Below are 26,876 nucleotides of genomic sequence, written 5' to 3'. Positions count from 1 at the left end.
CATGTCTCTGTATCCAATTCCTGTCGGATTAGCTCCGGTTGATAAAAACAAGCTCACCAATTACTGGCCCATTCGCAACAAAGGCAATGAGTTTGACTGGGATACCGTGACCGGTGTCGTGCTGGGGCTTTCCTTGCGCAAGCAGGTGACTGCCTATGAATTTGAGCAATTTAAGGAGGAGTGCAAAGCCCGGTTTGCAGGCAAGCTCGACGATCCTGATTTTTGGCAGGTGCTTGAGCGAGCCTATTTTTCAAATGATGCACTCTTTCATATTTCACCGCTGTTCCTGTTGTTTAAGGCCAAAGGTAAGAAGAGTGGGCAAGCCGATCTCAGCGCACCAGATACGCGGTTGTGCAAATTGTTTGCAGGTCTGTTGGGGGATTTCTTCCTGGAAGATGCGCTCGATGACAAGCTCAACTTTGTCGAGCAAGAACTGCTGTCCGTTTTGCAAGGCAGGCTGCAAAGCGGCAGCCTGGTAAAAAATGAGGATGAGCAACCTTATCTACCTTTTTTGAATGCCGTATTTCGTGAAGATATTCGCTTTTTGGCTGCGCATCCTCAGTACCTGCTGCAAGCCTTGCCTGGCACACTCAAGCTGTATGCCTTTGCTTACTGTGCTCAGCTGGCGCTGAATGTGACCGACTGGCAACATGAGCCCCAAAGCAAGCCCCTCTACTTTATTCTCGATTCGGAAAAGGCCAGCTCTGAACGTACATCGGTAAAGCGCTCTGGCTACAAGCTGCTGGCTGCTGCCAGCGAGCGGGTTTTCCCGCTGCTTTCCGCCCTTGACGTGCTCCAGTTGCCAGGGGATGCCAAGAAAAGACCGCTCTGGCAGGTTTATCACGATGCCACGCAATATGCTGACCAGACTCAGTTGCTGGAAGATTTGAACAACTATCTACAGGCCTTTAGAGATAAGCGCGGGTTACGGCCTGAGCGTCCTCTCACAAACAGCGTGGCAGAAGCCTTTGAGCAGCTCAAAGAGTTGGCTCTGGAGCAATTCCGTGATGCCAATACCTCCCGTGGCGGCGTGAACAAGAAATATGTCAAAGAGCTGGAAGAGAAGTTGCTCAGTGATTTTATTCAGGCCCGGGGGGCCGCTGGCCGCACCCTGGTACTGAATCAGGATCAGCTGTTGCTGTTGACCAATCTCACCATCGGCAAGGCCGACAAGCTGCGCCTGCACGATCTGCGCAAAGGCTTCGAACAGCGCGGTTTTTATCTTGATAACCAGTCATTACAGCAACTGGTCAGCTTCTATGAGCGCATGGGCAATGTAGAACGAATGAGTGATAGTGGAGACGCCGTATATGTCCGCAAGACCCTTTGAGCATTTTCTGGCCGAACGTTTTATCGAGTGGGTCAGTGCCGACATTGAGCCGGGTTCACGTTACCAGTTCAAATCCCCCAGCGCAGAAAACGGTCTGGTGCTCTATCAGTCACTGGTGACCTTTGCTGCCACAAATACGCTGGCTACGGCCGATGGCATTGACCTGCCGTATATAGAGTGCAATGGCGTGCTGGTTTTACCAGTGTTGCATGGTGAGGCGCCTGGATTTACCGAAAACTACATTTCCCGTTTACGTGATCTGGTAGCAGGGCGCAGTGCAGAATTTGAAAAAGCAGCCCTGCTCATTATCCACAACAGCATGCTGGATACTCTGATCAACAGTGCGCTTGATTTGGGGGCGCCCGGTGCGGTCTGGCATCCGGATAGTCTCTCGCAGCAGCTTGGCGCACTGATTGATGTTGGCAGCAGTAACAAGGAGCTGTCAGCCTGCCTGCTTGAAGAGCAACTGTCCCTCATCACTGAAGAGGGGGCGACCGTATTTGGTTTTGCTCCTCTGTTCAGTGCACTGGATCAAGATGGTGTTCTGGAATTTGATGAGCTTCAGCTATTCAATGACCCGGTCATTTTGAACTGGAGCGGCAAGAAGGCTCAGATCAGCAAGCGGCTCCAAGCAAACCGCAAGCTGCGACGCGAGATTGAAGATGCAGTTGAGCATTATGATCTCGATCAGCTCGAGAGTGTCCTGAAAGAGTTCAGCGCCAAGTTTATCCGCCAGCATTTCCAGGATGAGAGCTGGCGTGATCTGGAATTTGAAGCCTACCTCAAAGAGATTGAAGCCAACAAAGCGCAAAAGTTGCTATTGGAAGAGGTGGCCGTTGACAGTGGTTCACTGCAACAAAGAGCCAAAAGCCAGAGCAAGGCGGGACAACGCGACCTGAGCCTGCTGATCCAGCTCCCGCCGGGGGAGAAAACCCTCAACCTCTCTTTTACCTTCATCGGTAATGATCTGGACGAGAGCCAGTTCAAACTGATGCACAATGGGCCGCTCAAAAATGCGGTCACTTATTCTGTCAGCCGTGTAGGTGGTAAACGTTGCTGGGCGACGGTGACCTTGCCCGTTACAGGAGAACCCACCTTTTTTAGCCTTGAGCTAAAACGCGATAACCGCTCCGAAGAGTACAAGTTCCGCTGTCTAGTGGTAGAGCAGGGAGATTTCTATTTCGATGAGTTGCTGCACTGCTTCCGAGTTGATGCGGGCAAGAAGTGGCTGACCCTGCTGCTGGAAGAGAACAAGTTCAAGGTCAACCCAGAGCAAGACGCCATCATGCATCTGGTTGACGATGAGGGCGAAGTGGACTGCAGCGCCTGTGGCTGGGTGAACTTTGATACGCTGGCCGAGCAGAGCGAACAGATCCAGTTTGAGCTGGTCAATGGCGAGCGTCGCTTACCCATCAATATTGAAGGCCCGGCCGCCGATGAGAGTATTTGCGTTCCGCTGCTGTTTGACCGGGATCGCTTCGCCAAGCTGCTCAGAGATGACCGTAATGCCGAGTATCTGCGGGCCAAAGGCAAGATCATTTTCGATAACAGCGAAAGTGGTGTGGTCGGGATCCGCCAGCAGCTGCTGAACCTCGAAGCACGGATGGTTGATGAGCGGGCCTTGTATATCGGTCTGACTGCCGATCCAATGCCACTTGCGGCGATTAGTGCAAGGTTCCCTGATTTACATGGCGCTTATGCTGCCCTGTTTGACTATCTGCAACACAAGAAAACATTGCCGAGCCTGGTGGCCTGGGGCGACAGCTATTGCGCCCTGGTACAGCGGGTGCTGGATGCTTACGAAGCGGCATTGTGCGAGATACCGACCAATGCGGTGTTGGCGCTCGAGCACAAACAGTTGATGCGCATCGGTCTGTGCCGTCAGGATGAGTGGCAACGCCTTAGTCCGCTGCACCCCTTGGTACTTGCCTATCACTGGCAATTGGTGGCCGAGATAAAAGCCGATCGCGATGAAGATGGCGTCAGCTCTTTTGCCGAATTGCCAGAGGTGACCCGCGAGCGCCTGGTTGCATCTGGCTTGCTGCCTTTCGTCTATGACAATGACTCTGGCTACGCTCATCTGCTGCCGGTGCGGGAGAACAGCTTCTGGCTCGACGTGGTGCCACAAAAGCAGGAGAGCTACAGCTACATCAAGCGTCTGGTGCGCGACAAACTGGCCGAGTTTACCCAGGCCTATTCTCGTCTGTTCAGTGCCGGGGCCAAGAGCACCCTGATCGTCAATGCCATCAATCAGGCGAGTGCGGCAGAGCTTTTCCTCGGTTTGATCGAGCACTTCAAGCTGCACAAAGAGCAAGCGATCGCCATCCATGTGAACTTCTACGATGAGCGGTTGCAATTCAACGATTTCGACCGCTTTGCCGAAACTGCCGCTTATGACGAGCTGAAAACCTGGCTTGGCTTGAACACCACTGCGCTGCGTGCTGAGGCCGATATGCTGATCGACCTGATCCGCAGCCGTCTGACCTACAGCAAGTTCACCCTGCCCAACGAGCGTGAGCAGTTTGCCTATGCCCACTTGGCGTTTTTCCGCAACCAGGAGCCGGTAGAGTGCCATCCCATCAATACCGATGAAGCTCTGAGTGGTGTGCTGTGTGATGGCTTGATCGCCGGGGAAGCGGCCGAAACTAAAGGAGCGGCCTATTTCACCGCCTTTGGTTTGCGTGGCGTGCCCTATCAAGGGGTGCAGTCGCTGCGGGTAGCCCGCCTGCTGGGCAACCTGTGGCAACCGGCCAGCCAGAGCAATGCCCAGTATCTAGTAACCAGCCTGGGGCTAGCGGTCAGTGCTGATTTCAAGGCTCTGCTGACTCGCTCTTATGACAGCGCACTGTGGACCACCATCATCGATCCCAAGGTGACCCTCGATTTCTTCACCAGTCAGCAGGATGTTGTGCTGATCCACTACTCGGATCAATACACCAGTGCGGCCGGTTATGACGCCATCACGGTAACCAAGCAGGTCGACCTCTTTAAACGCTTGCTGCAAAAAGAGGGACACGGACAAGGGGAGACGTTGCTCTCCGAATTCAATGCCTTCAACGGCGAGTGGCTGCTCAAGATGCTCACGGTCAACGACAAGGAGCGCAAAGAGAAGAACGGCATCATCGGTGCCTACAAGTTTGTCTCGGCCTTGTTGCGGCAATCCGATATCTGCTGGGTCCCCCTCTCCGTGGCCGAGATGATCCGCGTCTCCGGCAATGTTGGCCTCAAGATGAGCGACAGCGAGTTCTCCCGTCAGGTGCATGGGTATCGCAAAGGGGCCATTTCCGATGACGTGCTCTTTGTCGGCTTCAAGGGCAAGCAACTCTATCTGTTGCCTCTGGAGGTCAAGACAGGTGTCAGACCCGACTTTGCCTATGCCGGACAACAGGCGTTGGAGCTAAAGCGTTACCTGATGGAAGAGGTGCTTGGCCCCAATACCCTAGCTGCGCGGCTCTACCGTGGTCTCTTTATTCGCCAGGTGCTGATGCAGGTCGACAAGCTGTGCCTCTATCAGGTGATGCAGCCTGCGCAGCTTGCACCGCTGTTGACCGAGCGGGAGTGGTGGCTCAAAGGGGAATATACCCTGGCCAGCGTGCCCGACTATCCCGAAGGCTTTGTGGTCGCCCATATCGAAAACGACAGCTTCTTTGTGCCTCACTACCAGATGACCGAGCGGGGCGTATTGCAGGTTGAACTGCCCTACGCCTTGCTGGGTAGCCTTATTCAGGCCTGTAGCGCCCCTGCGCTTGATGAGTTGGTGACCCTGTGCCATGTAGACAAACAATATCGGCTGGGGCCCAGAGAAGAGACGGCTGAGCCTGAATCTGGCTCTCAACCGCAGCCAAAAGAAGGGGACAATCAGGCGGTGGATATGGCGCCAGTGGCACCAGCCGCTGATACCCAAAACACCGATCCGGTTACCCCAATAGCGGTGGAAACCGGACTGACCGGCGAGCCGACAGAGCCCATGCGTATCCTGTTTGGCCACGAGGCGCTGCGGCAAACGCCCCTCTATTGGGAGCCCACCAATACTGCCCGTTTTATGAATACCAATACAGGCATCATCGGCACCATGGGCACTGGTAAAACCCAGTTTACCAAGTCGCTGATCACCCAGCTGATGCGCCAGCAAGACAATAACGTCGAGGGCGCACGGATCGGCCTGCTGATCTTCGATTACAAATCCGACTATGTGGATGATGCCTTTAGCGAGGCCAACCAGAGCAAGCGGCTGCGGTTGTATCGCCTGCCGTACAATCCGCTCTCGCTCTATGGCGATATGCCGATGCTGCCGGTGCATACCGCGACCGGGTTTGCCGAGACCCTGGCCAAAGCCTTTGGCCTCGGGCCCAAGCAGCAGCTACGGCTGCGCAAGTTAATCCTCGATGCTTATGAGCTGGCGGGGATCAGCAGAGCTGACGCCAGCACCTGGTCAAGGCCTACGCCTACCTTGGCTCAGGTATGGGATCTCTATCTTGAGCAGGAAAAGGTGGAGGAGGACTCTCTCTACGCTGCGCTCGACTCGCTGGTCACTTACGAGATCTTTGAAACCATGCCGGATAAGGTGAGCTCTCTGTATGAGCTGCTCGATGGGGTGACGGTGATCGAGCTGGCGGGCTACTCACCCCAGATCCAGAACCTGGTGGTAGCCCTGACGCTGGATCTCTTCTATTCGCAGATGCAAAAGCGCGGCAAACCGCAAGTCAACGGCGATTATCGCCAGATCACCAAGATGATCCTGGTCGACGAGGCCGACAACTTTATGTCGCAGGACTTCCCCAGCCTGCGCAAGATCCTGAAAGAGGGACGCGAGTACGGGGTGGGGGTGATCCTCTCAACCCAGGACTTGAGTCACTTTAAAACCGGGGAAAACAACTACGGCTCTTATATCTTGACCTGGGTGGTGCATCGCGTCGCCGAAATCAAGAATGCCGATATCAAGGCCATCTTTAATAAAGATGATAAGGCAGAGCAAGAACAATTAATGGAAACCATCCGCAAACTGGATAAGCACTTTAGTCTCTATATCGATGGAGATAAAAAGGTATCTATGATGCGGGACAGAGCATTTTGGGAGTTATCCAACTATGAGTGAAGCTGTGACTGCAACAATAAGAGACTTTCAAATTTTAAATAAAAAATTAGAAAGGTATTTTAAATTACTCTGTGATTATACCGGTTTTAGTGACGGTGGGAAATTAACCGAGGCGTGCCGGAAACGCTTTGGCTTTTATTTGTATATCCTAGAGAATGTTTGTAGTGTAGATGAAGATATAGACTATGATCAGTTGATTAACTCTATTATTGATACTGAGTTCAATAGGGTTGTGTTTAAGGAGTATATTGATGATCATGGGATGGACGTTGTTTACATAAATGAAGAGAAAAAAATAGTAAAGTTATTTAACTTTAAGTATAGAGATGGATTTAATGTCGACAAAACTCAAGATTTGAATGACACCTTTGTCTCGACTAAGTTTTTAAATTTATGTCTTTCATTTGATAGCACCAAAAAGTATCAGCTTCATGATAAGCTATTGAGTAAAGTTAAAGAATTACATGATATATTTTTTTACCCTAAAGATGAATGGGATGTTAGGCTTTATCAAGTTAGTAATGAGGCAAAAGAAGTAAAACAAACAACATCACAATTAGATGACTTAACTAATATCTATAGAATCACGATAGAGCCTTTGGCTCTTCCAACTATTGCACAATTCATGTCGATTAGACCAGAAGATATCGATGCTAGCATTATTGTTAGTAAAGATGCATTAATGTGCTACAGTGAGGATAGTAAAGCTTCAGCAAAGTCGTATATTGTCAGAGTTAGATGCGATGAAATAATAAGAATGACCTGCAGTGATAAATCACTAAGATTAGATAAAGGCCTAGAGGATCTTTCTATATTATCTAATGTAGGTATAGAATATAGTGTTCTATTTGATAATGTCAGAGGGTTTGTTAAAAAATCCAAATATAATCCAAATATAAGTGCAACGATTAAAAACAATCCAACTAAATTTTTTATGTATAATAATGGAATAACTATGGTGGCTCGTTCTATATCTGCGTCACCATTGCCAGGCAATAAAAACATGAAGCTTGATATTTGCGGCTTTCAAATTGTTAATGGCGGGCAAACATTACGTTCCATTCATAATTTTAATAAGGAAAGTAAAGATAATATATCTAATTATCTTTGTAATGCGGAGGTATTGCTACGTATATTTATGCCTGATTCAAGCTCAAATGACATTCATAAAATTGCTGAATATACAAATAGCCAAAACTCTATCAAACCGTCAGACCTAAAATCATTATCATCAGAGCAGATTGATATTGAAAAATACCTTGAAGAACATAGCATTGCATATATAAGAAAATCTGGTGATACGGGCAAGGATGACAATAAAAATTATACCCATATGATAAAGATGGAGACATTTGGTCAGATTTTGAAGGCTATCAATGGATACCCAGAAAAATCTACAAATAGTATTAAAGACATTTTTGATAAAGATTATAATGATCTTTTCATTAAAGGGTTTAATATTGAAAAAGCCCCTAAGCTTGTAAATACCTATTTTGACGTAATAAGAGAATATAAGAGCTCCATATATCAAGGTAGTCAAATAAAATATTTTTACATTCTTTACCTTATCGAGAACGAAGTCAATATGAATTATATTGATTTGATTAATAGGCTAGAGGCATGTATAAGCGAGTTTGAAGTCGACAATACATCTATAGTTAGAAAAATGGGATTGTCGAGATTTAAAGATTATGTGGCTCAAAAATTTGAGTTGAAAGTAATGAAATAGCTCATACTGCAACGCTAAATTAATGACAATGCTGGCTTTTCAGCTAGCATTGTCATTCAGTCCTAATGATTATAGGGAGCTGGATGTTTATTTTATCCCGTAAAAATTAATTTTTTATAAAACATTCGGCTGATTTTTATTCATCTTCCGTCCATGGAATATTTTTACGTTTTTTCTCAGTCATATTGCTTGGGTAAAATCGCTTAGACTACGATGATTACGTAGTGAAGCTATTCCATCTTCCACATGAGCTGCCCATGCTTTTATCCACTCTTTATGATCCAAGTCAGGATAAATCATCTGCAGGGTGAGCTCGGTCACAACTAGGGTTTCTCCCAGCCAGGTTATTTTGTCGAGGACCAGGCTGCCATCCAGTTTTTTATGATCAGGATGGTAGCGAAAATCAGTTTCCACTGAACGAAAAAAAGCCAGACGTGCTGCCACATTGGGAGTGATCCCGGTATTGGCTTTTAATCGTTTAAGCTGCTCTTCCGTTTGGCGGCTAAGCTGCATGCGATTCGGGAGCATTAATAAACCTCCTTGGCTTGCACTTGGGCAGGACTCTCTTTCCAGAAGTAGCCCTTGGTCAGCTTTGATGACTTGGTCAGCGCATCAAATCGGATCTGGTAGGCATGAGAGATATCATCAGCCAGAGCACTGGCAAAATAGCGTTCATCCACTTCTGTATCGGTCGACAGTAATATCACCTGATGACTGGCATAGGGGAAGTAGTGATGAATCAGCTTATCTCTATGGTGTGAGTCAAGGCGTCCCAGCGGGGTATCAATAATGACCGGCAGTTGTCGACCAGACGTTTTGGCCAAGGCTTCCAGGATCGCGATGGCATAAATTTGCTTCTCACCGGCAGAGAGCGACTTTCTATTGATAGCAATTCCCGCTTCGTCTACCAGCTCCACATCAAAGGTGTGAGGATTGATCCTTGCCTTAATCTGAAGATCTTCTTTTCTGGCCAATTTTCGGTAGGCCACTTCAAAATTCTTCTCCAGCGTTTTAACCCGAGCCTGGGTCAATACATCGCTGTATTCATCCAGCAAACTGATGGTTTCATTGGCATATTGCACTGCACTCACGGCACCATATTGCTCTCTGGCTTTATCGTGCAATTTCTGGATCTGGCGGGCGCAGTCCAGTTGACTCATTACCGCTTGCTTGGCTCGCTCCAAGAGTGCCTTGTATTTGTGGCGCTCTTCTTGCCGTTGATTGTCCATCTCTCGCAGGGTTTGGAAGATATCCATCAGCTGCTCATCATCCGGTGCTCGCTCAATATTGCTGGCGGCTTGCTCCAGTTGATGTTCAACCTTGGCCAATTCACGACGCTGTGCATCAAATTTTCTCCAAGCACGTTGGCAATCCTCACTGATTGCCGCGATGACGATGTGAGTCTCTCGCTCCGAGATATCAAAGAGAACTTCACCTTGCGGCTTGTTGGCCATAAAGCTGTCAAGCTGCTCTTCGATCGCCTGGGTTGTGATGGCCAGCGTCTCTTTACCTTTAAAGCCGATATTGGCTTTAAGCTGTTCGAGAAAAAGATTGAGCTCTTGGGAAAAGCTGCGAGCCCTTTTTATCTCTATTTCTTTGGCCAGCTGTTGCTGCAGTTTGGCCATGGTGTTGGGGGCCAGTGCAAAGGGGAGGGCGCCATCACATTCATGGCGCAGACTCTTTTCAAGCTGTTCTTTTTCTTTTACCAGTTCAGCTACTTTCTGCTGCTCCTGATTTTTTGTCCGCGCAAATGCACCACCTTGTGCTGCCAGCATGGCTTCATATTTCTGAATGTCTTGGGTAATCAGGCCAATCCTTGCCATCACCAAGTCAGCTTCAAATCGATAATGCTCGGCCTGTTTGGCAAACTGCTTTTTATTCTGCTCCAGCTCGGCCAATTTGTGCTGTTGTTGGGTGCCCAGCTCTTTGGCTCCTTGCTGCTTTAAATAGATGCCAAGGTCGGTGCGCAGTTTGGCGATCAGGTCAAGGCCGAGCAGGCGGCGTACCGCAGTCTGCAGAATCTTGCCCGATTCATCCTCTGCCAATGAGGCGATCTTTTCGCCATCAAAAAAGAAGAGATCAGCAATACCGTGCGGGATTAACTCATTGAGAAAACCCTGGCACTGTTCATAGTTAAGCTCGTCCAGCTCGACGCCGTTTTGCAGCAGTTTGAGTCTATCTTTTTTATTGCGATTCCAGCTACGAATAACGGTAAATTCAGACTCAGTGCCCCCCTGGTTATAGGTAAAAACCAGCTCGATAGAGGCATCTTTAGGTTGTTGAGAGACACTGACACCGTTATGGATAAGTGCAGTAAGTTGGTCAATATAGTCCTGATTGTGGATGAGGTTATCAAAGGCCAGGCGTCCATACAGCGCTAAACGGATGGCTGACAAAATCGACGTTTTGCCAGAGCCGTTGAGGCCACCAAACAACACGATAGGTCTATCATGTCGCTCATGTTCGCGTTTTTGTGGGGTCAGCTCTATTTCGTGGTGACCACGAAATACACGAAAGTTATGCAAGACCAACTTCTTAATGATCATTTTTTACTGCCTCACTAAACAGTGCCGCCATATCGTCGGCTTGTGCCAATTGCTTTTGCAATCCAGCAAGCGACTGTTCAATTTGTTCCACTTCTTCTTGATAGAGATCGCGCTCATTGCGCTTTTGTAATTGTGCCTGTTTCTGCTCAATGGCTTCGAGGCTGCCCCAATCCTGTTTCAGGATGGTTCCTATTTTGGCGAAAACGCCTTGGCGGCGGCTCAGCCCTTCAAGAGATATTTCGAGCTCTATCAGCTTCATCACCATCTCGGGCTCGACATCATAGCCCTGGCTTAGTTGTGCCAGCAGCTCGGCATCGCTGGCATTGAAGCGTGACTGATCGTCGATTAGCCAGTCGAGGTCTTCGCCATATACTTCCCGATATATAGCTGGCAGTGAGTCATTCCAATCCGGCTCGTTAGGGTCAGTTAACCACTCCTGGCGAATCGCATGCAGCTCCGGCTTGGTGATCAGAGTAATGGTGTGGCCACGCAGGTTGAGGTCACGCTCCATCTCGAGCAGCTCTTTAAGCCACTCTTGGCGGTATCTCAGCCAATAAGGGCCGGGGACGTGCTTGCGCTCTGCGCTAAGCTCTTCACCCTCTTTGGCGTATTGGTAGCTCACCTTGCCGGTGCGGCGCTTGTAGTTTCGGTAGGTATCTTTTTGCGCAGGGTCTGTGGTCAGAGCTAGCTGATTACGAAACTTGAGCAGGGGGAGCATCCAGTCTTCGCCGTTTTGGATCAGGCTCTCCATGGCTCGGTCTTTGGTGACCACGGTACAGGTCCAACACCCAAAGCGTGAATTACCACAAGAGGGGGTGCTGTCATCAATGACCAATGGACATTCACCCTGACCCGAGGAGTCCATATAAAGAGTCCAGAGCGGGCGGTTATTGCCGCCCCAGGGATTTTCCCACTCTTCCACATCATCCGGCGCGTATTTGAAGGCGCCGCGCAGCAGTTTCCAGACATCCTCAACATCCCAGGTGTCGATAGGGGTGTAGATGAAGGCATTGGCCAGCGTGGTATGGCGGGCAAGACGGGTTCCATCAATCTTGTGCTTGGCAATGACCTGGGCACGGGAAGCACTCTCGCTGCTGCGAGAGCCAAGCACAACGATCACCTCTTCAAACTGGCTGACCTTGTCTTTGATAAAGTCACTGACCGGGTTGATCTTCATTCGCTCGGTACACCAGCGGAAGCTGCGAGTCGGGGCAGGGTAGCCTTTGCCGAGCAGGTTTACCCAAAACGTCTCATGGGTTTTGGGTACGACAGGGTGAGAGGTAATGGGTAACGCATCGCGTTTGGCGCCCTTTTCGATTTGATCCATGGTCCGAATGATCAAATCGACGACAACAGGGGTCTCGACCAGGGTGTCTGATGAAACGACAAAGACATCTTTGTGGCGCAGTTCAGGCGGTAACCCCAGCAGTGCCAGATAAACCAGCGTCAGCACAGCAGAAGAGTCTTTACCTCCGCTATAACCAATGACCCAGGGTCGCTTGTCTGCGCAATAGATACGTTGTACTTCAGCTACATACTCGGCCAGTGGGCGGCCGGCAAAGGGCTCGGTATTGATGAAATCTTCGTAATCGGCCAGATCATGGGCCTGAATCAAGGGGTTCATTGAGTGACAACCTGAGCTTCAAGTACCTTCTCCTCAGGTGTGAGGGAGAGGTTTAGTGAGGTTTTAAGGGCGTTACAGGTAAGCTGGAGCGCTGTGGTGGATTTGCTTAGCTTGCCATGCGACATGGTTCTGCGAATCCATTCCGGGTTGGTTTTGCGCCAATCAATGGTCTTGAGCTTACCAAGGTCTGCTTGCCAGGTATCAGGATGCTCGCTTATCAAAAAGCGGCCGAGCATACCGAGAGCTTGCAGGCCGACGCCGTGAGCATGGACATACTCCTGCCGGAGTTGGGCTGGTGATACTTCTTTGCGACTGGCCATCTGCCAATCCGGCATCTGGTCGTAGACCGCTTTCCAATAGAGAGCTGCCAGCCTGGCCTCTTCATCTGTGCAGCCCTCTTTAGGTCCCTTGCCCAGTAGGGCTCGGGTTGCCTGCTTGATGCTACTTAAGGTGAAGAGCTTGCTGGAGAGCTGGGAGATGCTCGACTTTTCCATCTCAGTAAGCCCGACGAAGGGCTCCATGCTGGTAGCCAGGTGGCGAGCAAGCTCAGAGCCTTGATCTCTATGGTCATAGAGCGTAGACAGTGACGGACTGGGTTTGACCGCGTACTTGTTGAGATCAGCAAACATTTGCTGGCTTCGGGTTAACCCTTCGTCGACAAAGAACAAGACAGGGATGTTGTCCTGACCCAGTTCGGGGCGCTCTACCAACGCCTCTTCGATAGCTTTGCGGCGGTGCTGACCATCGTTGATCAAGATCTGTGCATCCATGGGCACTCGTAAAGTGCCCAGGTTGTTGGAGCCGGGGTGTTCAGCAAACTCGACGTCAACAGCAATTGACGCAGTCAAGGCAGAGAAGACGTAATCCTTGGGATTCTCCAAGAGGTATCGCACCATTTCCGGGATCCGGGATTTGTTCAATGTGCGTTGAGCCCGCAATTCAGGGGGGACTTCGCTCTCATCGAAGTTGAAGATTTTGGGGATGATGCGCATCGGGCAGGTCGCGATATAGAAGGGGCGACCGGCTTGTATCCCACGCACTGCGGGGAATGAGTAGCAGTAGTCAGCGTCAAAGTGGTTCATGATGATGCTCCTGGCTAGTCCTACTTGAAGTCGTGCCTTACGTCAAAATTAACGTAATTGTATGTTGTTATAAGACTGTTGATTAGGTTTTAGCGAGGAATAAGTGGTTTTTACGTTATTTTGGGGCGCTAATTTTACTCTTTTACGCTACAAATACGAAAGCCTGAAATTTGCCTTTTTTGCTCTTTGAGAGCTGATTCATATTGTTGGCGACTCAAGTGATGCTCCGTTTTCAGGTCCATCCTAAGCAGTTTGCTCAATCTTTGCTCCAGCGCTCGTTGTGCCTTGAAGCTCGGATCATCCGATGCCATCAGATAGCTTTTGTTGAGCAGTGGTGGCCGGGTCTGCTCATTGATGTAGTCAAAGAAGTCGACCTCCTGCTCGGCCATCTTGATCTTGACCCGCTCCACCAGATGGGGGATGGGTTTGCTGAAGTCGTCATACCCCATCAGACTCACCTTGCCGGAGCGGATGTGCAGCTTGATCACGTCGATATCGGTCAAGTCACCGTAGAGCTGGCAAGCCGCGCCGAGGTAGACACGCAGCAGAGGCGGTAATTGCGCAACAAAGCATTTGTGCAGCAGCAGTGAATGGCTGGGATAGAGCAGGCTGTTGGGGAGCTGTTGATGGGCCAGCTCGCAGGCCTGGTTGATGAGGGCGATATCCGCAATCTGGTAGAGCAGTGCTTTGGCTGCCTGTTGTGCCTGCGGGTTGCCACCGAAAAAGGCTTTGATATCCCGCTGCAGCTCGCTGGGGTACTGGGTATAGGCTTGGCGTTTGCCAAACAGGTTGAGTGCCAGGTAAACCAGCAAATCTTGCTGCCGCTCCAGCTTGGCCTGCTTTAACTGGGCAAGGTCAAAATGCTGGCCAAGCAGGGTCATGGCTTTGCGATGGCTGCCAGCGATCTCTCTTAGCTCGTCGCTTTGTTCAAATTCGTCATTGGCCGGAATTCGGCCAAGGGTCAGCGCTCGCTGCCAGAAGGCTTCAAACAGCGGTTGATGACGAGTGATCAGTAGTGCTGCAGTAGCCTGATGGTTGGGTGTGGGCGAGGTCAGCTGTTGCCAACTGTGGTTTCGGCGTTGACGTTGTGCCAAAAAGCGCTGCTCTTCGAGCTTGTCTTTGAACATATAGAAGATGCCGGGCCCCACGGCGATGGCATTTTCATCCAATGTTCTGTCTATGTAGTGCTTGAGCTCGCTTTGGTTGTAGTAGCGCTGAAAGGTGTTGCGCGAGGTGATAACGCCATCTTTATAAGGGGTGAACTGGGCAATAAAGCTGTCGTTGGCCAGCATGGCCGAGACGACCAGCAGGGTTTGGGTTAGCTCCCAGGCGCCGAGCAGTGCCTCCATTCGCTCATCTTGATCCTCAATCACGTTGATCACAAAACCGAGATTGACCAGATGGGAGACCACCTTCTCCCCATCCGGACGAAAGTTCGGGTCCCAGCCCAGCGCATCAATACCGTGTGCTTCCAGTTCCCGCAGGTCATCCCCTCGGCCGCAACCGTAATCAAACAGCGCATAGTCGCCGTTGAGATAACCATGGCGTGCCAGCATCTTCATGGGGGCCGAGAGTTCATGGCGAACCAACGCGGTTTTATGGCGATCAATTTGTGGGCCACCCTCTTCGGGCGGCAGGGCGGAGATGCGAAACAGGCGCCCATCAACCAGTTGGTAGCCATGTCTTGCAATAAGCCGCTCCCACGATGCTTTGAAGCCAATCATGCGGGGATGATCGTAAACTCCCGCCAACTCCCCCTCTTCGGTGATCTGGCGACAGATCTCTGCCTGTGGGTGATCGGGGGTTAGCATGCACTCTTTGCGATGCAGAATGGGGGGATTGTCTTGGCTGTCGTAGCAGGTAACGGTATGGCTCAGTTTGGCCAGGTCAACGGTCACGCTTTGCTTGAGACTGGGGTAGGCCTCTTCGAAGAAGGTGGGGTAGCTGAGCAGGGAGAGCCGAAAATCCTGCTTTGCCAACTTGACCAGATCCCATTCACACTCCGGCAGTTTGAGCGCTTGTGCCACCGCACAGACAAAACGGCAGAGCTGTGGGCTAGTCGTGGCCAGGGTTTCTTTGTGCAGATAGACCGCGTCGGGCAGCACTTTTTTGTATGGCAGGGTAGCGACCAGTTGCGTGAAGCGCTCGGGGGTCAGCATCAGCACATTCCTTTGAGTTGGTTGAGTGTCAGCCGCTTGGGCATTCGTCTTCCATGGTGAGTGGTGAGTTCGACCAAGGCGCGGTTTTGTTCGGGCCCATAGCTGATATGCAGTGGCCGGTCTGGGCCATAGAGATAGAGTCGATCAAACGGGGTGTGCTGCGCCAACCAAAGGGCTACCTGATAGCTGTTCTTCCCTGGGTATATCAGATCAACCGCGGCCCCTTGCCGAGGACAGACAACTCTTCCTCGCTGATTGAGTTCACAGGCCGCATGTTGATCCAGTGTGGGGGCTATACCGGGGGAGGCGTTGGAAAGAATAGCTTTGCGCAGTGTTACCCCACAAAACCCATAGGTCAGCAATGGGTGACCAAATTCTTCTACCAGAGGGTCGAGAATATGCGTTGCCAGTTCACGGTAGGCCAGCCAGCTCTCGGTTTGTTCAGGCAAGTTTGGGCATTGGATGCGTTGCCAGGTTTCACCACAGTGAAACAGCATCTCGAAGGTGAAATGTTGGCTGCAGGCATCCTCTAAGTGCATGACGAATCCTTATGAACCAGTACGTTATATTACTGGTTTTGCCTCCACAGCAGATCTATCAATCCGTGAGAGCGATCTCGAAAAGCCAACAGGTTGGGTCTTTGTGAACAACATAGGCAAACAAAAAGGACCACCTCTTGCGAGGTGGCCCTTTCCAAACGTTTGGTGGAGCTGGGGGGATTTGAACCCCCGTCCAAAATTACTACATCCTTGGCACTACATGCTTAGTCACTCTTTACATTCGCCAACCCGCTGCGGAGAGACACGCCACGAATTGACTAGCTCGATTGGTTTTAATGCTTCCGCCCCGAGCAGGACTTCCACACGATCCTGTGAAGGATGACCTTCCAATTCCCTAGGACACAGGCAAGCTAGGGTAGAAGGGCTCAGCGCAGGTTATTAAGCTGCGAGTGCGTAGTTTTCGTCGTTTGCGACTATTTTTTTGCGGTTTATTAACGAGGCCTACCGCACCTCGGCATGCACCTTGGGTTTCGTGAATCTTGTCGAATCCAGAATCAGCCCCAAGTTGTTAAGAGCGATTGTACGCAAAAATGCTGGTATGGCAAGGCGTTGATGGCTATTCCCGCCAGCTGGTGGTCTGTTTGCCGATTTATTGTGCGCAGTGGCCGGGGGAGGGGAACCGGAAGTGAGGTGTCCGGACGGGAATCGTCCGGACATCAGAGGGTTAGCCGCGGTACTTGTTCTTCATGATGCGGGCTTTTTCCCGATCCCACTCGCGGGCCTTGGTATCTTCGCGCTTATCGTGCTCTTTCTTGCCTTTTACCAGACCGATCTCGACCTTGACCCAGCACTGTTTCCAGTAGAGGGCGAGGGGGACGACGGTATAGCCCTGACGGGCAATCAGGCTTTCGAGTTTGTCGAGTTCACGACGGCTCAGCAGCAGTTTGCGGGTACGGGTCGGGTCACACACCACATGGCTGGAGGCCGCTTGCAGTGGCAGGAAGCTGGAGCCGAACAGGTAGGCTTCGCCATCGCGGAAGATGACATAGGCTTCGCTGATGTTGGCCTTGCCCGCCCGCAGGGATTTGACTTCCCACCCTTGCAGGGACAGACCCGCTTCGATCTTCTCTTCGATGAAGTATTCGTGGCGCGCGGTTCTGTTGAGTGCAATGGTGCTGGACCCGGCTTTGTTTTTACTGTTTTTTTTGCTCATGACGGGCGATTTCCGGCAATGACTAGGAGGCTCGTATTATACGTAGGCGGGGACGGCTGTAAAACGCGCGACGGGTCAAGTGGCCGCTTTCTGAGCAGTTTGGCCGAGGTTTTACCTCCAAAAGCGCCAACATGGTGATAAAATCGCGGCGATTGGATGAGGAAAAGCCATGCCCCGTATTACTCGCAGTGCCCTGGTGATGTTCAGTGCCGAACAGATGTTCAAGTTGGTCAACGATGTGAATGCCTATCCGCAGTTTCTGCCCGGCTGTGTTGGCAGCCGTGTTCATGAGGCGGGTGACGATTACATGATGGCGTCGGTCGATGTGGCCAAGGCGGGCATCGCCAAAACCTTTACTACCCGCAACCAGCTGGATGTAAACCGCCAGATCAGGATGGAGCTGGTGGACGGCCCCTTCAGCAAGCTGGCGGGCTGGTGGACCTTTACTCCCCTCGACGTGGATGCCTGCAAGGTGGAGTTTGACCTCGATTTCGAATTTACCTCCAAGCTCATCGAAGTGGCCTTTGGCCAGGTGTTCCGCGATCTGGTGAGCTCCATGGTCTCCGCCTTCTCCAACCGGGCCAAGGTGGTGTACGGTGCCTGATCAGCTCAATATCGAAGTGGTCTATGCCCTGCCGCAGCGCCAGACGGTGATTGCGTTGCGGGTATCACCCGAGACCTGCGTACAGGCCGCCATCGAGCAGTCCGGCATCGTGCAGAAGCACCCAGAGATCGACTTGTCGGTCAACAAGTTCGGCATCTATAGCCGTCCGGTAAAAGGGAGCGATCTGCTGCAGGATGGCGATCGCATCGAGATCTATCGCCCGCTCATTGCCGATCCGCGCGAGATGCGTAAAAAGCGCGCCGAGAAGGCCAAGGAGGAGGGGCGTGCCGATGCTGTGACTGGTGGCCGTCCCAATACCAACCGCAAGCGCGGTGATGGCCAACCGGCTGAGTGACATTGCGCTGCGACAAGCGGTTAGCAAATAAAAAGGCGCCGATGGGCGCCTTTTTTGATCCTGTTTGCTCAGGTTTCCGAGCTGATTGCCACCGGGTTTATCCCTTGATAAGAGCCGAATTCCCCAGTCTGGCATGGGCCCACGCCGCCAGCAGATCGACCCCGCTCTGCATCACCCGCTCGTCGAAATCGAAGGCGTTGTGGTGGTGCGGCGCAGCCAGATCGGCGCCAAGGATCAGGTAAGCCGCTTCGCCCCCCTGCTTTTGCACCCGCTCCATCAGAAAACCGGCATCTTCGCTGGCGCCAAAGCGGCGAGTCTGGATGGTGGCGAGCCCCTGCTTGCGAGCCAGCGCCGCCAGCTCGGCCTGCAGCGCCGGGCTGTTATCGAGCGCGATGGCCTCACCCTGCTTGATGATGCGGTAGGTGACGCCGTGGGCAAGGGCAGTGCCTTCGACGATGCGTTGCACCTGACTGAACATGTAGTCGTTGAGGGCGCTGTCGGCGCCGCGGGTTTCACCGTGCAGTTCGGCATGGTCGGGAATGACGTTGCGCCCGCTGCCGGCGTGGAGCTGGCCGATGTTGATGCGGGTCATGCCATCGCGGTGGCGCGGAATGCCGAGCATGGCGGTGGTGGCCATGCAGGCGGCAGCCAGCGCATTGCTGCCGGCATTGGGCTCGAGCCCGGCATGGGCGGCGGTGCCCATGAAGTGCACGTCGAACTTGGTTGAACAGAGGAACTCGGTGGGGTTGATCACCAGCTCGCCGCTGCCGGCGTGAATGCCGATATGGAGCGAGAGCAGGGCATCCACGTCATCGAGGGCCCCGCCTGCAGCCAGCGCCTTGCCACCGCGGCACCCCTCTTCAGCGGGTTGGAAGAAGAGCTTGATGCGCCCGCACAGCTCCTCTTTCATCGCCATCAGGCGGCTGGCCAGCCCCAGACCAATGGCAGTATGGCCATCGTGGGCGCAGGCGTGCATCCACCCCTTGTTGTGGGAAGCAAAGCCCTCCTGCTGCGGCAGGTGCTGCTCGGCGGCAGACTCCTCCACCTCCACTGCGTCGATATCGAAGCGAAAGGCCAGAGTCGGGCCGGGGCGGCCGGTATCCAGCTCTCCCATCAGCCCGGTCACGTCGCCAATGCGCTCCAGCCAGTCGGGATGGGCTCCCTGACGGCGGGCGCGGGCTTTCTCGGCGGCCACATCGACATCGCGCCCCATCATCAGATTGCTGGCCAGCAGCTTGTCGCCAAGCACGATGTGATAGCCAAGTTCATTCAGATGGTGGGCAATCAGGCTGGTGGTACGAAACTCTTTCCAGGCCGCTTCCGGCAGGCGGTGCAGGTCGCGGCGCCACTGGATCAGGTGCTCAAGGGTCATCCTGGCTTCCTTGGTGATTCGGTTTGCCGGCTATTGTGCACTGTTTTGCGGGCGAGAACACGGGGAAGGGCGCTGGTCGGGGGAGCTGGTGCACGCTGTTGCAGGCATGAAATAAAAAACGCCTCCACAAGGGAGGCGTTGTCAGAATGCCTTGATATCAGGCGGCGCGATGGTAAGCCGAGGCTTCAAACAGCTTCTTGTTGGCTACCAGATCGATGGGGTCAAAGTCATCGACGTTGATGGTGCGCAGGCGACTTACTTCGGCGCGGCGCAGCAGCTCCGCTTCGCTCTGGCTCAGCACGCCAGCCGCCAGACCGATGTCGGCCACCTTGTCCAGAGCCAGGAAGGGGCGCTTGATGCCGTCAGCCTTGCACACCTTGTCAAACAGCGGCTCGGCAGCCAGCACGTCATCGAGCGCCTGCTCCAGCAGACCGAAGGGGTTACCCTCTTCGCGGGTCAGGTACTGGCCCTTGGCCAGGCGGCTGCGGGTCTCACTCGGAGTTTGCAGCAGGCTGGCAACCTGGTTGTCCAGCTTGTCGCTCGGACGCTTCATGTCGCGACCCAGCGGCAGCACCACGGCGCGCAGGGCAAGGCCAATCCAGCGGTTCGGGAAGTTGCGCAGCAGCTCGTCGATCGCCTCTTGGGCCTTGAACAGGGCATCTTGCAGTGCCCAGTGCAGCAGCGGCAGGTCGGCCTGTTGGCGTCCCTCGTCCTGATAGCGCTTGAGGGCGCTGGAGGCCAGATAGAGCTGGCTCAGCACATCGCCCAGACGGGCGGAGACTCGCTCCTTGCGCTTGAGCTCACCACCTAGGGTGCCCATCGCCATGTCTGACAGGAAGGCCAGGTTGGCAGAGAGGCGGGAGAGCTTCTGGTAGTAACCTTTGGTCTGGTCGCCATAGGGTGCCGCGGCAAAACGGGCGCCGGTCACACCCAGCCAGAAGCTGCGTACCATATTGCTGATGGCAAAACCGACGTGGCTGAATACCGCTTTGTCGAAGTCCTTGAGGGCTTGCTCCTGATCCGGGTGGCTGGCCGCCAGCATCTCCGGCAACACGTACGGATGGCAGCGGATGGCGCCCTGACCGTAGATGATCATGCTGCGGGTCAGGATGTTGGCCCCTTCCACCGTAACGGCGATGGGGGCACCCTGATAGCCACGGGCCAGATAGTTGTTGGGGCCCATGCAGATGGCCTTGCCGCCGTGGATGTCCATGGCATCGATGATGCACTTCTGGGCGCGATCGGTAAGGTGGTATTTGACGATGGCGGAGATGACCGAGGGTTTCTCGCCAAGGTCGATGCCGGTCACGGTCAGGTTGGCTGCGGCGCCCATGATGTAGGCGTTGCCGCCGATGCGGGCCAGCGGCTCTTCAATCCCTTCCATTTTGCCGATGGGCAGCTTGAACTGGCGACGGATGCGGCTGTAGGCGCCGCTCGCCAGGGCCAGCATCTTGACACCACCGGTACTGTTGGAGGGCAGGGTGATACCGCGTCCTACCGACAGACACTCGACCAGCATGCGCCAGCCCTGACCGGCCATGGCCGGGCCGCCGATGATGAAATCGAGCGGGACGAACACATCCTTGCCCTGAGTCGGACCGTTCTGGAACGGCACGTTGAGCGGGAAGTGGCGACGGCCGATGCCGACCCCCTTGATGTGAGTAGGGATCAGCGCGCAGGTGATGCCGAGCTCTTCCTCGTCACCCAGCAGGTGCTCGGGGTCACGCAGTTTGAAGGCGAGGCCCAGTACGGTGGCGATAGGGGCGAGGGTGATGTAGCGCTTGTTCCAGGTGAGGCGCATACCGAGCACCTCTTTGCCTTCCCACTCGCCCTTGCAGACGATGCCAAAGTCGGGGATGGAGCCGGCGTCAGAACCCGCCTCCGGGCTGGTCAGGGCGAAGCAGGGGATCTCTTTGCCGACCGCCAGGCGGGGCAGGTAGTAATCTTTCTGCTCGTCAGTGCCATAGTGCTGCAGCAGTTCGCCCGGGCCCAGCGAGTTGGGCACGCCGACGGTGGAGGCGAGCACGGCGCTGGCGCCGCACAGCTTTTGCAGGACGCAGGACTGGGCGTAGGCCGAGAATTCGAGGCCGCCATATTTCTTCTTGATGATCATGGCGAAGAACTTGTTGTCCTTCAGGTATTGCCACACCTCGGGGGAGAGATCCGCGCGCTCGTGGGTCACTTCCCAGTCGCTGACCATGCGGCAGACGGTTTCTACCGGGCCGTCGAGGAAGGCCTGCTCTTCAGTCGAGAGGGTACTGACCGGAATGGCGTGCAGTTTTTTCCAGTTCGGGTTGCCCGCGAACAGATCGGCTTCCCACCAGGTCGTACCCGCTTCAATCGCCTCTTTCTCGGTGCGGGACATCTCCGGCATGATCGATTTGTAGAGTTTGAACAGCGGCTTGGTTATCTGGGTGCGGCGAAATTCCATCAGGTTGAGCGGGATGGCGATCACCGCAAACAGCGCCCAGACCAGCAAGGGCACATGACCATAGATAGCACCAAGCACCAGCGCAGCGCCGGTGACCAGGGTGGAGATGAACAGGGATGTCCGGCGGTAGGCCAGGGCTCCGATAACCAGGATCACCCCGAGCAGAGTGAGGGTCGTCGTCATTGCTTGCTCCTTGCGTGAAAGATTGCCAACGTGGCGTCACTGATCCAGAGGTCAGACCTGTTGGATATGGCCCCTGTTGTAATTCATACGCACAAAGTTATCAAGCTGTTTACATCTTCATTACCTTGCGACTGTGATCCCCGTAACGCTCGCGGCAACAGGGTTGTGTTGCAGGGGGGAGGGGGCGACTCCGGGATTGGCTTATGCGAGAATAGCGGTGACTTACACGCACACTAAAAACAGTGGAAGAGACATCATGTACCAAGAATTGATCCGCAACGAACTGACTGAAGCTGCCAGCGTGCTGCAGGCTTTCCTGGCTGACGAGCAGAACCTGAAAAACATCGAAGCGGCAGCCAAGCTGCTGGCCGACTCCTTCAAGGAGGAGGGCAAGGTGCTCTCCTGCGGCAATGGCGGCTCCCACTGCGATGCCATGCATTTTGCCGAAGAGCTGACCGGTCGCTATCGCGAGAACCGCCCGGGTTATGCCGGTATCGCCATCTCCGATCCGAGCCACCTCTCCTGCGTCTCCAACGACTTTGGCTATGACTATGTATTCTCCCGCTATGTGGAAGCGGTGGGCCGTCGTGGCGACGTGCTGCTCGGTATCTCCACCAGCGGCAACTCCGGCAATATCATCAAGGCCATCGAAGCTGCCCGCGCCAAGGGGATGAAAGTGATCGCCCTGACCGGCAAGGATGGCGGCAAGATGGCCGGTCTGGCCGACATCGAGATCCGGGTGCCGCACTTTGGCTATGCCGATCGCATTCAGGAAGTGCACATCAAGGTGATCCACATCCTGATCCAGCTGGTCGAAAAAGAGATGGCCAAGTAATCGGCAACTCGTCGATAAAGGAGTAGGGAGGAGTACCAGTGATGCACTCCTCTCTGCTCTTCTAATCCGGTTTTTGCTGGCCAGCCCGAGTGCTAAGCCAGTTGTTATGTAGTCAAGGAAGGGGGCATCCGGATATGTGCGAACTGCTCGGCATGAGTGCCAATGTGCCGACCGATATCTGTTTCAGTTTTACCGGCCTGATGCTGCGTGGCGGCAAGACCGGCCCTCACAAGGATGGCTGGGGCATTACCTTTTACGAAGGGAAGGGCTTTCGCACCTTCAAGGATCCCGAACCCAGCGCCCAGTCACCCATCGCCAGACTGGTACAGGCGCTGCCCATCAAGAGCTGCGCTGTCGTCAGCCATATCCGCCAGGCCAACCGTGGCTGCGTCTCGCTGGAAAATACCCACCCCTTTACCCGCGAGCTGTGGGGCCGTTACTGGACTTTTGCCCACAATGGCCAGCTCACCGGCTACAAGAAGTTGCCAACCGGGCGACATCGCCCGGTGGGAGACACCGACAGCGAACACGCCTTCTGCTGGCTGCTCGACCGATTGGAGCAGAAGTACCCCAAGCGTCCCGCCAACTTTCCCGCCATGTTTCGCTACATGGCCACCTTGTGTGATGAGCTCAGGGGGCTTGGGGTATTCAACATGCTGCTCTCGGACGGGGAGTATGTGATGACCTACTGCAGCAACAACCTGCACTGGCTGACTCGCTGCGCGCCGTTTGGCGAGGCGAGTTTGCTGGATGAAGAGGTGGTGATCGATTTCCAGAGCGAGACCACACCCAACGATGTGGTGACGCTGGTCACGACGCGGCCGCTGACCGGCAATGAGAACTGGATCAAGATGGCCCCCGGCGAATTCAATCTGTTCCGGCTTGGGGAGCGGGTGGCGACTAACCAAATCAGCGTCACACCATAAAAAAATACCAGGGTAGAAAACTACCCTGGTTCTTCGCAGCAGCCATAAAGGCAAAAAGGGATGAGAGGTGTTGCTGAGCAATATCACTCTGACAAAACAGATTGTTATTTAATTGTTAATGTATGGCAATTTGTTTGTATCTTTTGCCATTTGCACTGTATCGATAGTGAGAGATCTCTCACGTTTTCCACCTTGGAGCTCACTTCATCATCAGAGGAATGACGGCTGTGCAGGCGATCTTGTTGATGGAATTATCTATAGTATAGTCTGTTTGAATACCTTTCAGGGGAGGCACACATGGAGTGGGTAGATCGCAAGGTATTGCAGCAGTTGGCCGATGACATTGGTCAGGAGATGTTGCCGGTGGTGATATCTGTCTTTATCGAAGAGGTGGGTGAGCAGTTGGGTCAGCTCAGGCCACTCTATGAGCGGGGCGATTGGGCACAACTGGCCAGAGTTGCCCACAGCATGAAATCATCCTGTGGCAGCTACGGCGCCATGCCCAGCTACCAGCAGGTGATGGCGCTGGAGATGGCCTGCAAGCAGGCCGATGCCGGTGAAGCGGGGCGTCAATTGCAAGAGTTGGAGCACTCCCTGCCCCAGGTTCTCTCTTTTCTCGCAACCTATCAGTGAGGCTTTTGGGTTCGGCGCATGCAGATTAGTCAGCGTGCGTTGAGCAGATGCTGGATCACTCTGTCCAGCGCAAGTTTCAGCTTCAAGCGATCGTGGCGGTGAGGCAGTTCGCTCTCCCCCAACTCCGCCTCGATCAGTTTGCCTTGCCACTCCCCTTTTCCTCCGGCCTCGCTGGGGGCGAGGATGGCGTCAATCCGTCCCAGACCTATTCTTGATTCCAGCCAACGACACTGGCTCTTCAGATCAAGCTGGCCAGCTGGCCCTTTCTCCGCGACCAGATTGCAGATAAAGACCACCATGGCGTTGCTCTCGTTGATGGCTTGGGCGATCTCTGCCAGCAGCAAAGGGGGCATGATGGAGGTGAGAAAACTGCCCGGCCCGAGGATGACCATATCCGCCTGTTGCAGCGCCTGTACCGCCTCTCTGGTGGCCTGCACTTCGGGCATCAGGCCAAGGGAGAGCGGTGGGGAGGCGAGCTGGTCGATCGAGACCTCTCCCAAGATCCGGGTGCCACACTCCATGTTGGCGCAAAGATCGGTCGGAAATTCAGACATGGGTAGCAATTGTGACTCGATTTTGAGCATGTCGCTGATCAGCTTGATAGCATCAAGAGGACGGACGCAGAGGTTATCGAGTGCCAGCAGCATCAGGTTGCCGAGGTTGTGTCCCGCCAGTTCGCCCCGGCCGGCGAAGCGATATTCAAACAGCATGCTGCCGATGCTGGGATCGGTCACCAGCTGATTGAGGCAGTTGCGAAGATCGCCCCAGGCGATGCAATCCTGGCTCTTGCGCAGGCGTCCGGTGGAGCCACCATCATCTGTTGTGGTGACTATGCCGGTCAGGCGTTGACCCAAGAACGAGAGGGATGAGAGCACTCGTCCCATACCGTGGCCACCACCGATGGCTACGACCCGCTCGAAGTCATTGATGTTTTTCTGCCACATGAAGGCATCCTGTCATTGGTCTCAGTTGACCGCTATATTAGCAAGTGGGCCGAGGTAATTGTTTGATAAGGGTATGATTTTTGCTTGCGACTGGCATCCGTTAATACGACAAGGAGATGGTGTTGAAATTTCTGACCGTTCACTCCCTCGCTGAAAGCTCAGCGTTGGCGGCTCAAGAGATCTGTGCGCGACTGCGCCACCATTCCATGCAGGCTCCCTCCCTGTTGCTGATCTATTTTACCGAGGCCCATGAGGGCGAGATAGTCTGTTCCGAGCTAAAACGCCAATTCCCGACCACCCGTGTGCTGGGGTGCAGCTCCTGCGGCGGGGTGATGACCGAAGTGGGCCATCATGCCAGACAGGGATATGGTCTGGCTGCGGCGGCATTTTACGATGAGGCGGGGGCCTATGGCATCGCCGGCGCCAGCGGTAGTCAGGTCGATGTGAGGCAGTTGCTGCGTCGCGCCATGAGTGACTGTGACCGACCCGGCGAGTTACCCCAGCTTATCCTCTTTCATGCCAGTCCCGGCCAGGAGGAGGGGCTGCTGGCCGGCATTGAGGCAGAATTGGGTGCATCCGTACCCGTGGTGGGGGGCTCTGCGGCCGACAACAGTGTCAGCGGCAACTGGCAACTCTGTTGGGATGAGTCGATGACCCGCGATGGCATCGTGTTGGCGGTGCTCTATCCCGATTGCCAGCTCGCGTTTCAGTTTCACTCCGGCTACGTCCCTGCCGAATGCAGCGGCGAGATCACCGTCTGCCATGGGCGGGAGGTGTTGACTATAGATCACCAGCCCGCTGCTGAGGTCTATGCCCGCTGGTGCGGACGCGAGTCCCCCTGGCCTGTGGGCCCCATCTTGCGCGAAACCACGCTCAATCCACTGGCTCGTCAGGTGGGCTCCCTCGATGGCATTCCCTATTACAAGCTCTCTCATCCGGAGGCGGTCACCGAGCAGGGAGGCTTGCGCCTCTTTACCGACGTGGTGCCGGGCGAACGGTTGCTCCTGATGTACAGCAGTCAAGAGGGATTGCTGCAACGTAGCCTCAATGCAATCCGGATCGAGCCGGGCTATGGTGTCGATGTGGAATTGCAGCCTATCGGCGCGCTTATCATCTTTTGTGCTGGTTGCCGTTTGGCGCTTGGTGATATGTTGTGCGAGTTTGTCAAACAGAGCCGTGCTCGTCTCGGCAAAATCCCCTTTATCACTCCCTTTACGTTCGGCGAGCAGGGGCGGCTGCCCCACGGTGAGCTGGCTCACGGCAACCTGATGGTATCGAGCGTGATCTTCCTGACCCGTTAGAGAACAGGCAACAA

Annotated in this window: 19 protein-coding genes and 1 other RNA gene; 9 read left to right on the top strand and 11 right to left on the bottom strand. The window is 53.9% G+C overall.

Going from position 1 to position 26,876, the window contains the following annotated elements:
- Position 1 precedes the first annotated feature (1 nt).
- The 3 genes from dptG to AAHA41_RS04205 are packed head-to-tail and all read left to right on the top strand — an operon-like array spanning position 2 to position 8,154.
- Positions 2-1,330 carry a DNA phosphorothioation-dependent restriction protein DptG gene (gene dptG, locus AAHA41_RS04215; RefSeq protein ID WP_323070521.1) on the top strand — a complete coding sequence of 443 codons (1,329 nt, stop codon included), beginning with the start codon at positions 2-4 and terminating at the stop codon, positions 1,328-1,330.
- Positions 1,311-6,425, top strand: a complete 5,115-nt coding sequence (gene dptH, locus AAHA41_RS04210; RefSeq protein ID WP_323070520.1) for a DNA phosphorothioation-dependent restriction protein DptH — start codon at positions 1,311-1,313, stop codon at positions 6,423-6,425. Before dptG ends, dptH begins: the two co-directional genes overlap by 20 nt.
- A complete protein-coding gene (locus AAHA41_RS04205) occupies positions 6,418-8,154 on the top strand; it encodes an AIPR family protein (RefSeq protein WP_342697307.1) in 1,737 nt (578 codons plus the stop codon). Before dptH ends, AAHA41_RS04205 begins: the two co-directional genes overlap by 8 nt.
- 180 nt (positions 8,155-8,334) lie before the next feature.
- Here the strand turns inward: AAHA41_RS04205 and dndE are convergent, their stop codons facing one another.
- The 8 genes from dndE to smpB form a co-directional block, all read right to left on the bottom strand.
- On the bottom strand, positions 8,335-8,682 hold the full coding sequence (gene dndE, locus AAHA41_RS04200; protein WP_323070569.1) for a DNA sulfur modification protein DndE: 348 nt from the start codon (positions 8,680-8,682) through the stop codon (positions 8,335-8,337).
- Positions 8,682-10,700, bottom strand: a complete 2,019-nt coding sequence (dndD, locus tag AAHA41_RS04195; protein ID WP_323070570.1) for a DNA sulfur modification protein DndD — start codon at positions 10,698-10,700, stop codon at positions 8,682-8,684. The genes dndE and dndD overlap by 1 nt, the downstream gene beginning before the upstream one ends.
- On the bottom strand, positions 10,690-12,324 hold the full coding sequence (gene dndC, locus AAHA41_RS04190; protein WP_041209431.1) for a DNA phosphorothioation system sulfurtransferase DndC: 1,635 nt from the start codon (positions 12,322-12,324) through the stop codon (positions 10,690-10,692). The genes dndD and dndC overlap by 11 nt, the downstream gene beginning before the upstream one ends.
- Complete coding sequence (gene dndB / locus AAHA41_RS04185) at positions 12,321-13,406, bottom strand: DNA sulfur modification protein DndB (RefSeq protein ID WP_323070571.1); 1,086 nt, start codon at positions 13,404-13,406, stop codon at positions 12,321-12,323. Before dndB ends, dndC begins: the two co-directional genes overlap by 4 nt.
- A 134-nt stretch (positions 13,407-13,540) precedes the next feature.
- Positions 13,541-15,565, bottom strand: a complete 2,025-nt coding sequence (locus AAHA41_RS04180; RefSeq protein ID WP_323070572.1) for a DNA phosphorothioation-associated putative methyltransferase — start codon at positions 15,563-15,565, stop codon at positions 13,541-13,543.
- Complete coding sequence (locus tag AAHA41_RS04175; RefSeq protein WP_323070573.1) at positions 15,565-16,104, bottom strand: hypothetical protein; 540 nt, start codon at positions 16,102-16,104, stop codon at positions 15,565-15,567. Before AAHA41_RS04175 ends, AAHA41_RS04180 begins: the two co-directional genes overlap by 1 nt.
- A 163-nt stretch (positions 16,105-16,267) precedes the next feature.
- Positions 16,268-16,627, bottom strand: a transfer-messenger RNA (tmRNA) gene (gene ssrA / locus AAHA41_RS04170).
- A gap of 162 nt (positions 16,628-16,789) precedes the next feature.
- Positions 16,790-17,278 (bottom strand): SsrA-binding protein SmpB, encoded by a 489-nt coding sequence (gene smpB, locus AAHA41_RS04165; RefSeq protein ID WP_005344095.1) that lies wholly within the window; start codon positions 17,276-17,278, stop codon positions 16,790-16,792.
- A gap of 169 nt (positions 17,279-17,447) precedes the next feature.
- On the opposite strand from smpB, the gene AAHA41_RS04160 reads away from it, so the two are divergent.
- Positions 17,448-17,882, top strand: coding sequence for an SRPBCC family protein (locus AAHA41_RS04160; protein WP_005344096.1), 435 nt, complete (start codon positions 17,448-17,450; stop codon positions 17,880-17,882).
- The gene (locus AAHA41_RS04155; protein WP_005344097.1) at positions 17,875-18,237 is read left to right on the top strand and encodes an RnfH family protein; all 363 of its coding nucleotides are present in this window, start codon (positions 17,875-17,877) and stop codon (positions 18,235-18,237) included. Before AAHA41_RS04160 ends, AAHA41_RS04155 begins: the two co-directional genes overlap by 8 nt.
- Positions 18,238-18,334: 97 nt before the next feature.
- Here the strand turns inward: AAHA41_RS04155 and AAHA41_RS04150 are convergent, their stop codons facing one another.
- Together AAHA41_RS04150 and fadE are read right to left on the bottom strand one after the other, a co-directional pair.
- Positions 18,335-19,609 carry an amidohydrolase gene (locus AAHA41_RS04150; protein WP_041208746.1) on the bottom strand — a complete coding sequence of 425 codons (1,275 nt, stop codon included), beginning with the start codon at positions 19,607-19,609 and terminating at the stop codon, positions 18,335-18,337.
- A 157-nt stretch (positions 19,610-19,766) separates the two neighbouring features.
- Positions 19,767-22,223, bottom strand: coding sequence for an acyl-CoA dehydrogenase FadE (gene fadE, locus AAHA41_RS04145; RefSeq protein ID WP_323070574.1), 2,457 nt, complete (start codon positions 22,221-22,223; stop codon positions 19,767-19,769).
- A gap of 256 nt (positions 22,224-22,479) precedes the next feature.
- Here fadE and lpcA point away from each other — a divergent pair, with 256 nt between their 5' ends.
- From lpcA to AAHA41_RS04130, 3 genes are all read left to right on the top strand, one after another.
- Positions 22,480-23,058 (top strand): D-sedoheptulose 7-phosphate isomerase, encoded by a 579-nt coding sequence (gene lpcA, locus AAHA41_RS04140; protein ID WP_033114978.1) that lies wholly within the window; start codon positions 22,480-22,482, stop codon positions 23,056-23,058.
- A 134-nt stretch (positions 23,059-23,192) separates the two neighbouring features.
- Positions 23,193-23,984, top strand: coding sequence for a class II glutamine amidotransferase (locus AAHA41_RS04135; RefSeq protein ID WP_071910909.1), 792 nt, complete (start codon positions 23,193-23,195; stop codon positions 23,982-23,984).
- Between the two features lie 297 nt (positions 23,985-24,281).
- On the top strand, positions 24,282-24,617 hold the full coding sequence (locus AAHA41_RS04130; protein WP_071910911.1) for an Hpt domain-containing protein: 336 nt from the start codon (positions 24,282-24,284) through the stop codon (positions 24,615-24,617).
- A gap of 29 nt (positions 24,618-24,646) precedes the next feature.
- Here the strand turns inward: AAHA41_RS04130 and yvcK are convergent, their stop codons facing one another.
- A complete protein-coding gene (gene yvcK, locus AAHA41_RS04125) occupies positions 24,647-25,561 on the bottom strand; it encodes a uridine diphosphate-N-acetylglucosamine-binding protein YvcK (protein WP_139395660.1) in 915 nt (304 codons plus the stop codon).
- Between the two features lie 116 nt (positions 25,562-25,677).
- Here yvcK and AAHA41_RS04120 point away from each other — a divergent pair, with 116 nt between their 5' ends.
- On the top strand, positions 25,678-26,862 hold the full coding sequence (locus tag AAHA41_RS04120; RefSeq protein WP_323070575.1) for an FIST N-terminal domain-containing protein: 1,185 nt from the start codon (positions 25,678-25,680) through the stop codon (positions 26,860-26,862).
- The last annotated feature ends 14 nt before the right edge of the window (positions 26,863-26,876 follow it).

Origin of the sequence: Aeromonas sp. SER, assembly GCF_038739615.1 — a bacterium.
Classification (GTDB): domain Bacteria; phylum Pseudomonadota; class Gammaproteobacteria; order Enterobacterales; family Aeromonadaceae; genus Aeromonas; species Aeromonas jandaei.
The sequence above is the reverse complement of the archived record's forward strand: the minus strand, read 5'-3'. Positions and strand labels throughout refer to the sequence as shown.

Bases quoted from the DNA above. Each gene is read 5' to 3' on its own strand.
- dptH (WP_323070520.1), top strand. From the start codon at position 1,311: ATGTCCGCAAGACCCTTTGAGCATTTTCTGGCCGAACGTTTTATCGAG.
- fadE (WP_323070574.1), bottom strand. From the start codon at position 22,223: ATGACGACGACCCTCACTCTGCTCGGGGTGATCCTGGTTATCGGAGCC.
- AAHA41_RS04130 (WP_071910911.1), top strand. From the start codon at position 24,282: ATGGAGTGGGTAGATCGCAAGGTATTGCAGCAGTTGGCCGATGACATT.
- smpB (WP_005344095.1), bottom strand. From the start codon at position 17,278: ATGAGCAAAAAAAACAGTAAAAACAAAGCCGGGTCCAGCACCATTGCA.
- AAHA41_RS04120 (WP_323070575.1), top strand. From the start codon at position 25,678: ATGGTGTTGAAATTTCTGACCGTTCACTCCCTCGCTGAAAGCTCAGCG.
- lpcA (WP_033114978.1), top strand. From the start codon at position 22,480: ATGTACCAAGAATTGATCCGCAACGAACTGACTGAAGCTGCCAGCGTG.
- AAHA41_RS04150 (WP_041208746.1), bottom strand. From the start codon at position 19,609: ATGACCCTTGAGCACCTGATCCAGTGGCGCCGCGACCTGCACCGCCTG.
- dndB (WP_323070571.1), bottom strand. From the start codon at position 13,406: ATGAACCACTTTGACGCTGACTACTGCTACTCATTCCCCGCAGTGCGT.
- dptG (WP_323070521.1), top strand. From the start codon at position 2: ATGTCTCTGTATCCAATTCCTGTCGGATTAGCTCCGGTTGATAAAAAC.
- AAHA41_RS04205 (WP_342697307.1), top strand. From the start codon at position 6,418: ATGAGTGAAGCTGTGACTGCAACAATAAGAGACTTTCAAATTTTAAAT.
- dndC (WP_041209431.1), bottom strand. From the start codon at position 12,324: ATGAACCCCTTGATTCAGGCCCATGATCTGGCCGATTACGAAGATTTC.
- AAHA41_RS04135 (WP_071910909.1), top strand. From the start codon at position 23,193: ATGTGCGAACTGCTCGGCATGAGTGCCAATGTGCCGACCGATATCTGT.
- dndD (WP_323070570.1), bottom strand. From the start codon at position 10,700: ATGATCATTAAGAAGTTGGTCTTGCATAACTTTCGTGTATTTCGTGGT.
- AAHA41_RS04180 (WP_323070572.1), bottom strand. From the start codon at position 15,565: ATGCTGACCCCCGAGCGCTTCACGCAACTGGTCGCTACCCTGCCATAC.
- dndE (WP_323070569.1), bottom strand. From the start codon at position 8,682: ATGCTCCCGAATCGCATGCAGCTTAGCCGCCAAACGGAAGAGCAGCTT.
- AAHA41_RS04175 (WP_323070573.1), bottom strand. From the start codon at position 16,104: ATGCACTTAGAGGATGCCTGCAGCCAACATTTCACCTTCGAGATGCTG.
- AAHA41_RS04160 (WP_005344096.1), top strand. From the start codon at position 17,448: ATGCCCCGTATTACTCGCAGTGCCCTGGTGATGTTCAGTGCCGAACAG.
- yvcK (WP_139395660.1), bottom strand. From the start codon at position 25,561: ATGTGGCAGAAAAACATCAATGACTTCGAGCGGGTCGTAGCCATCGGT.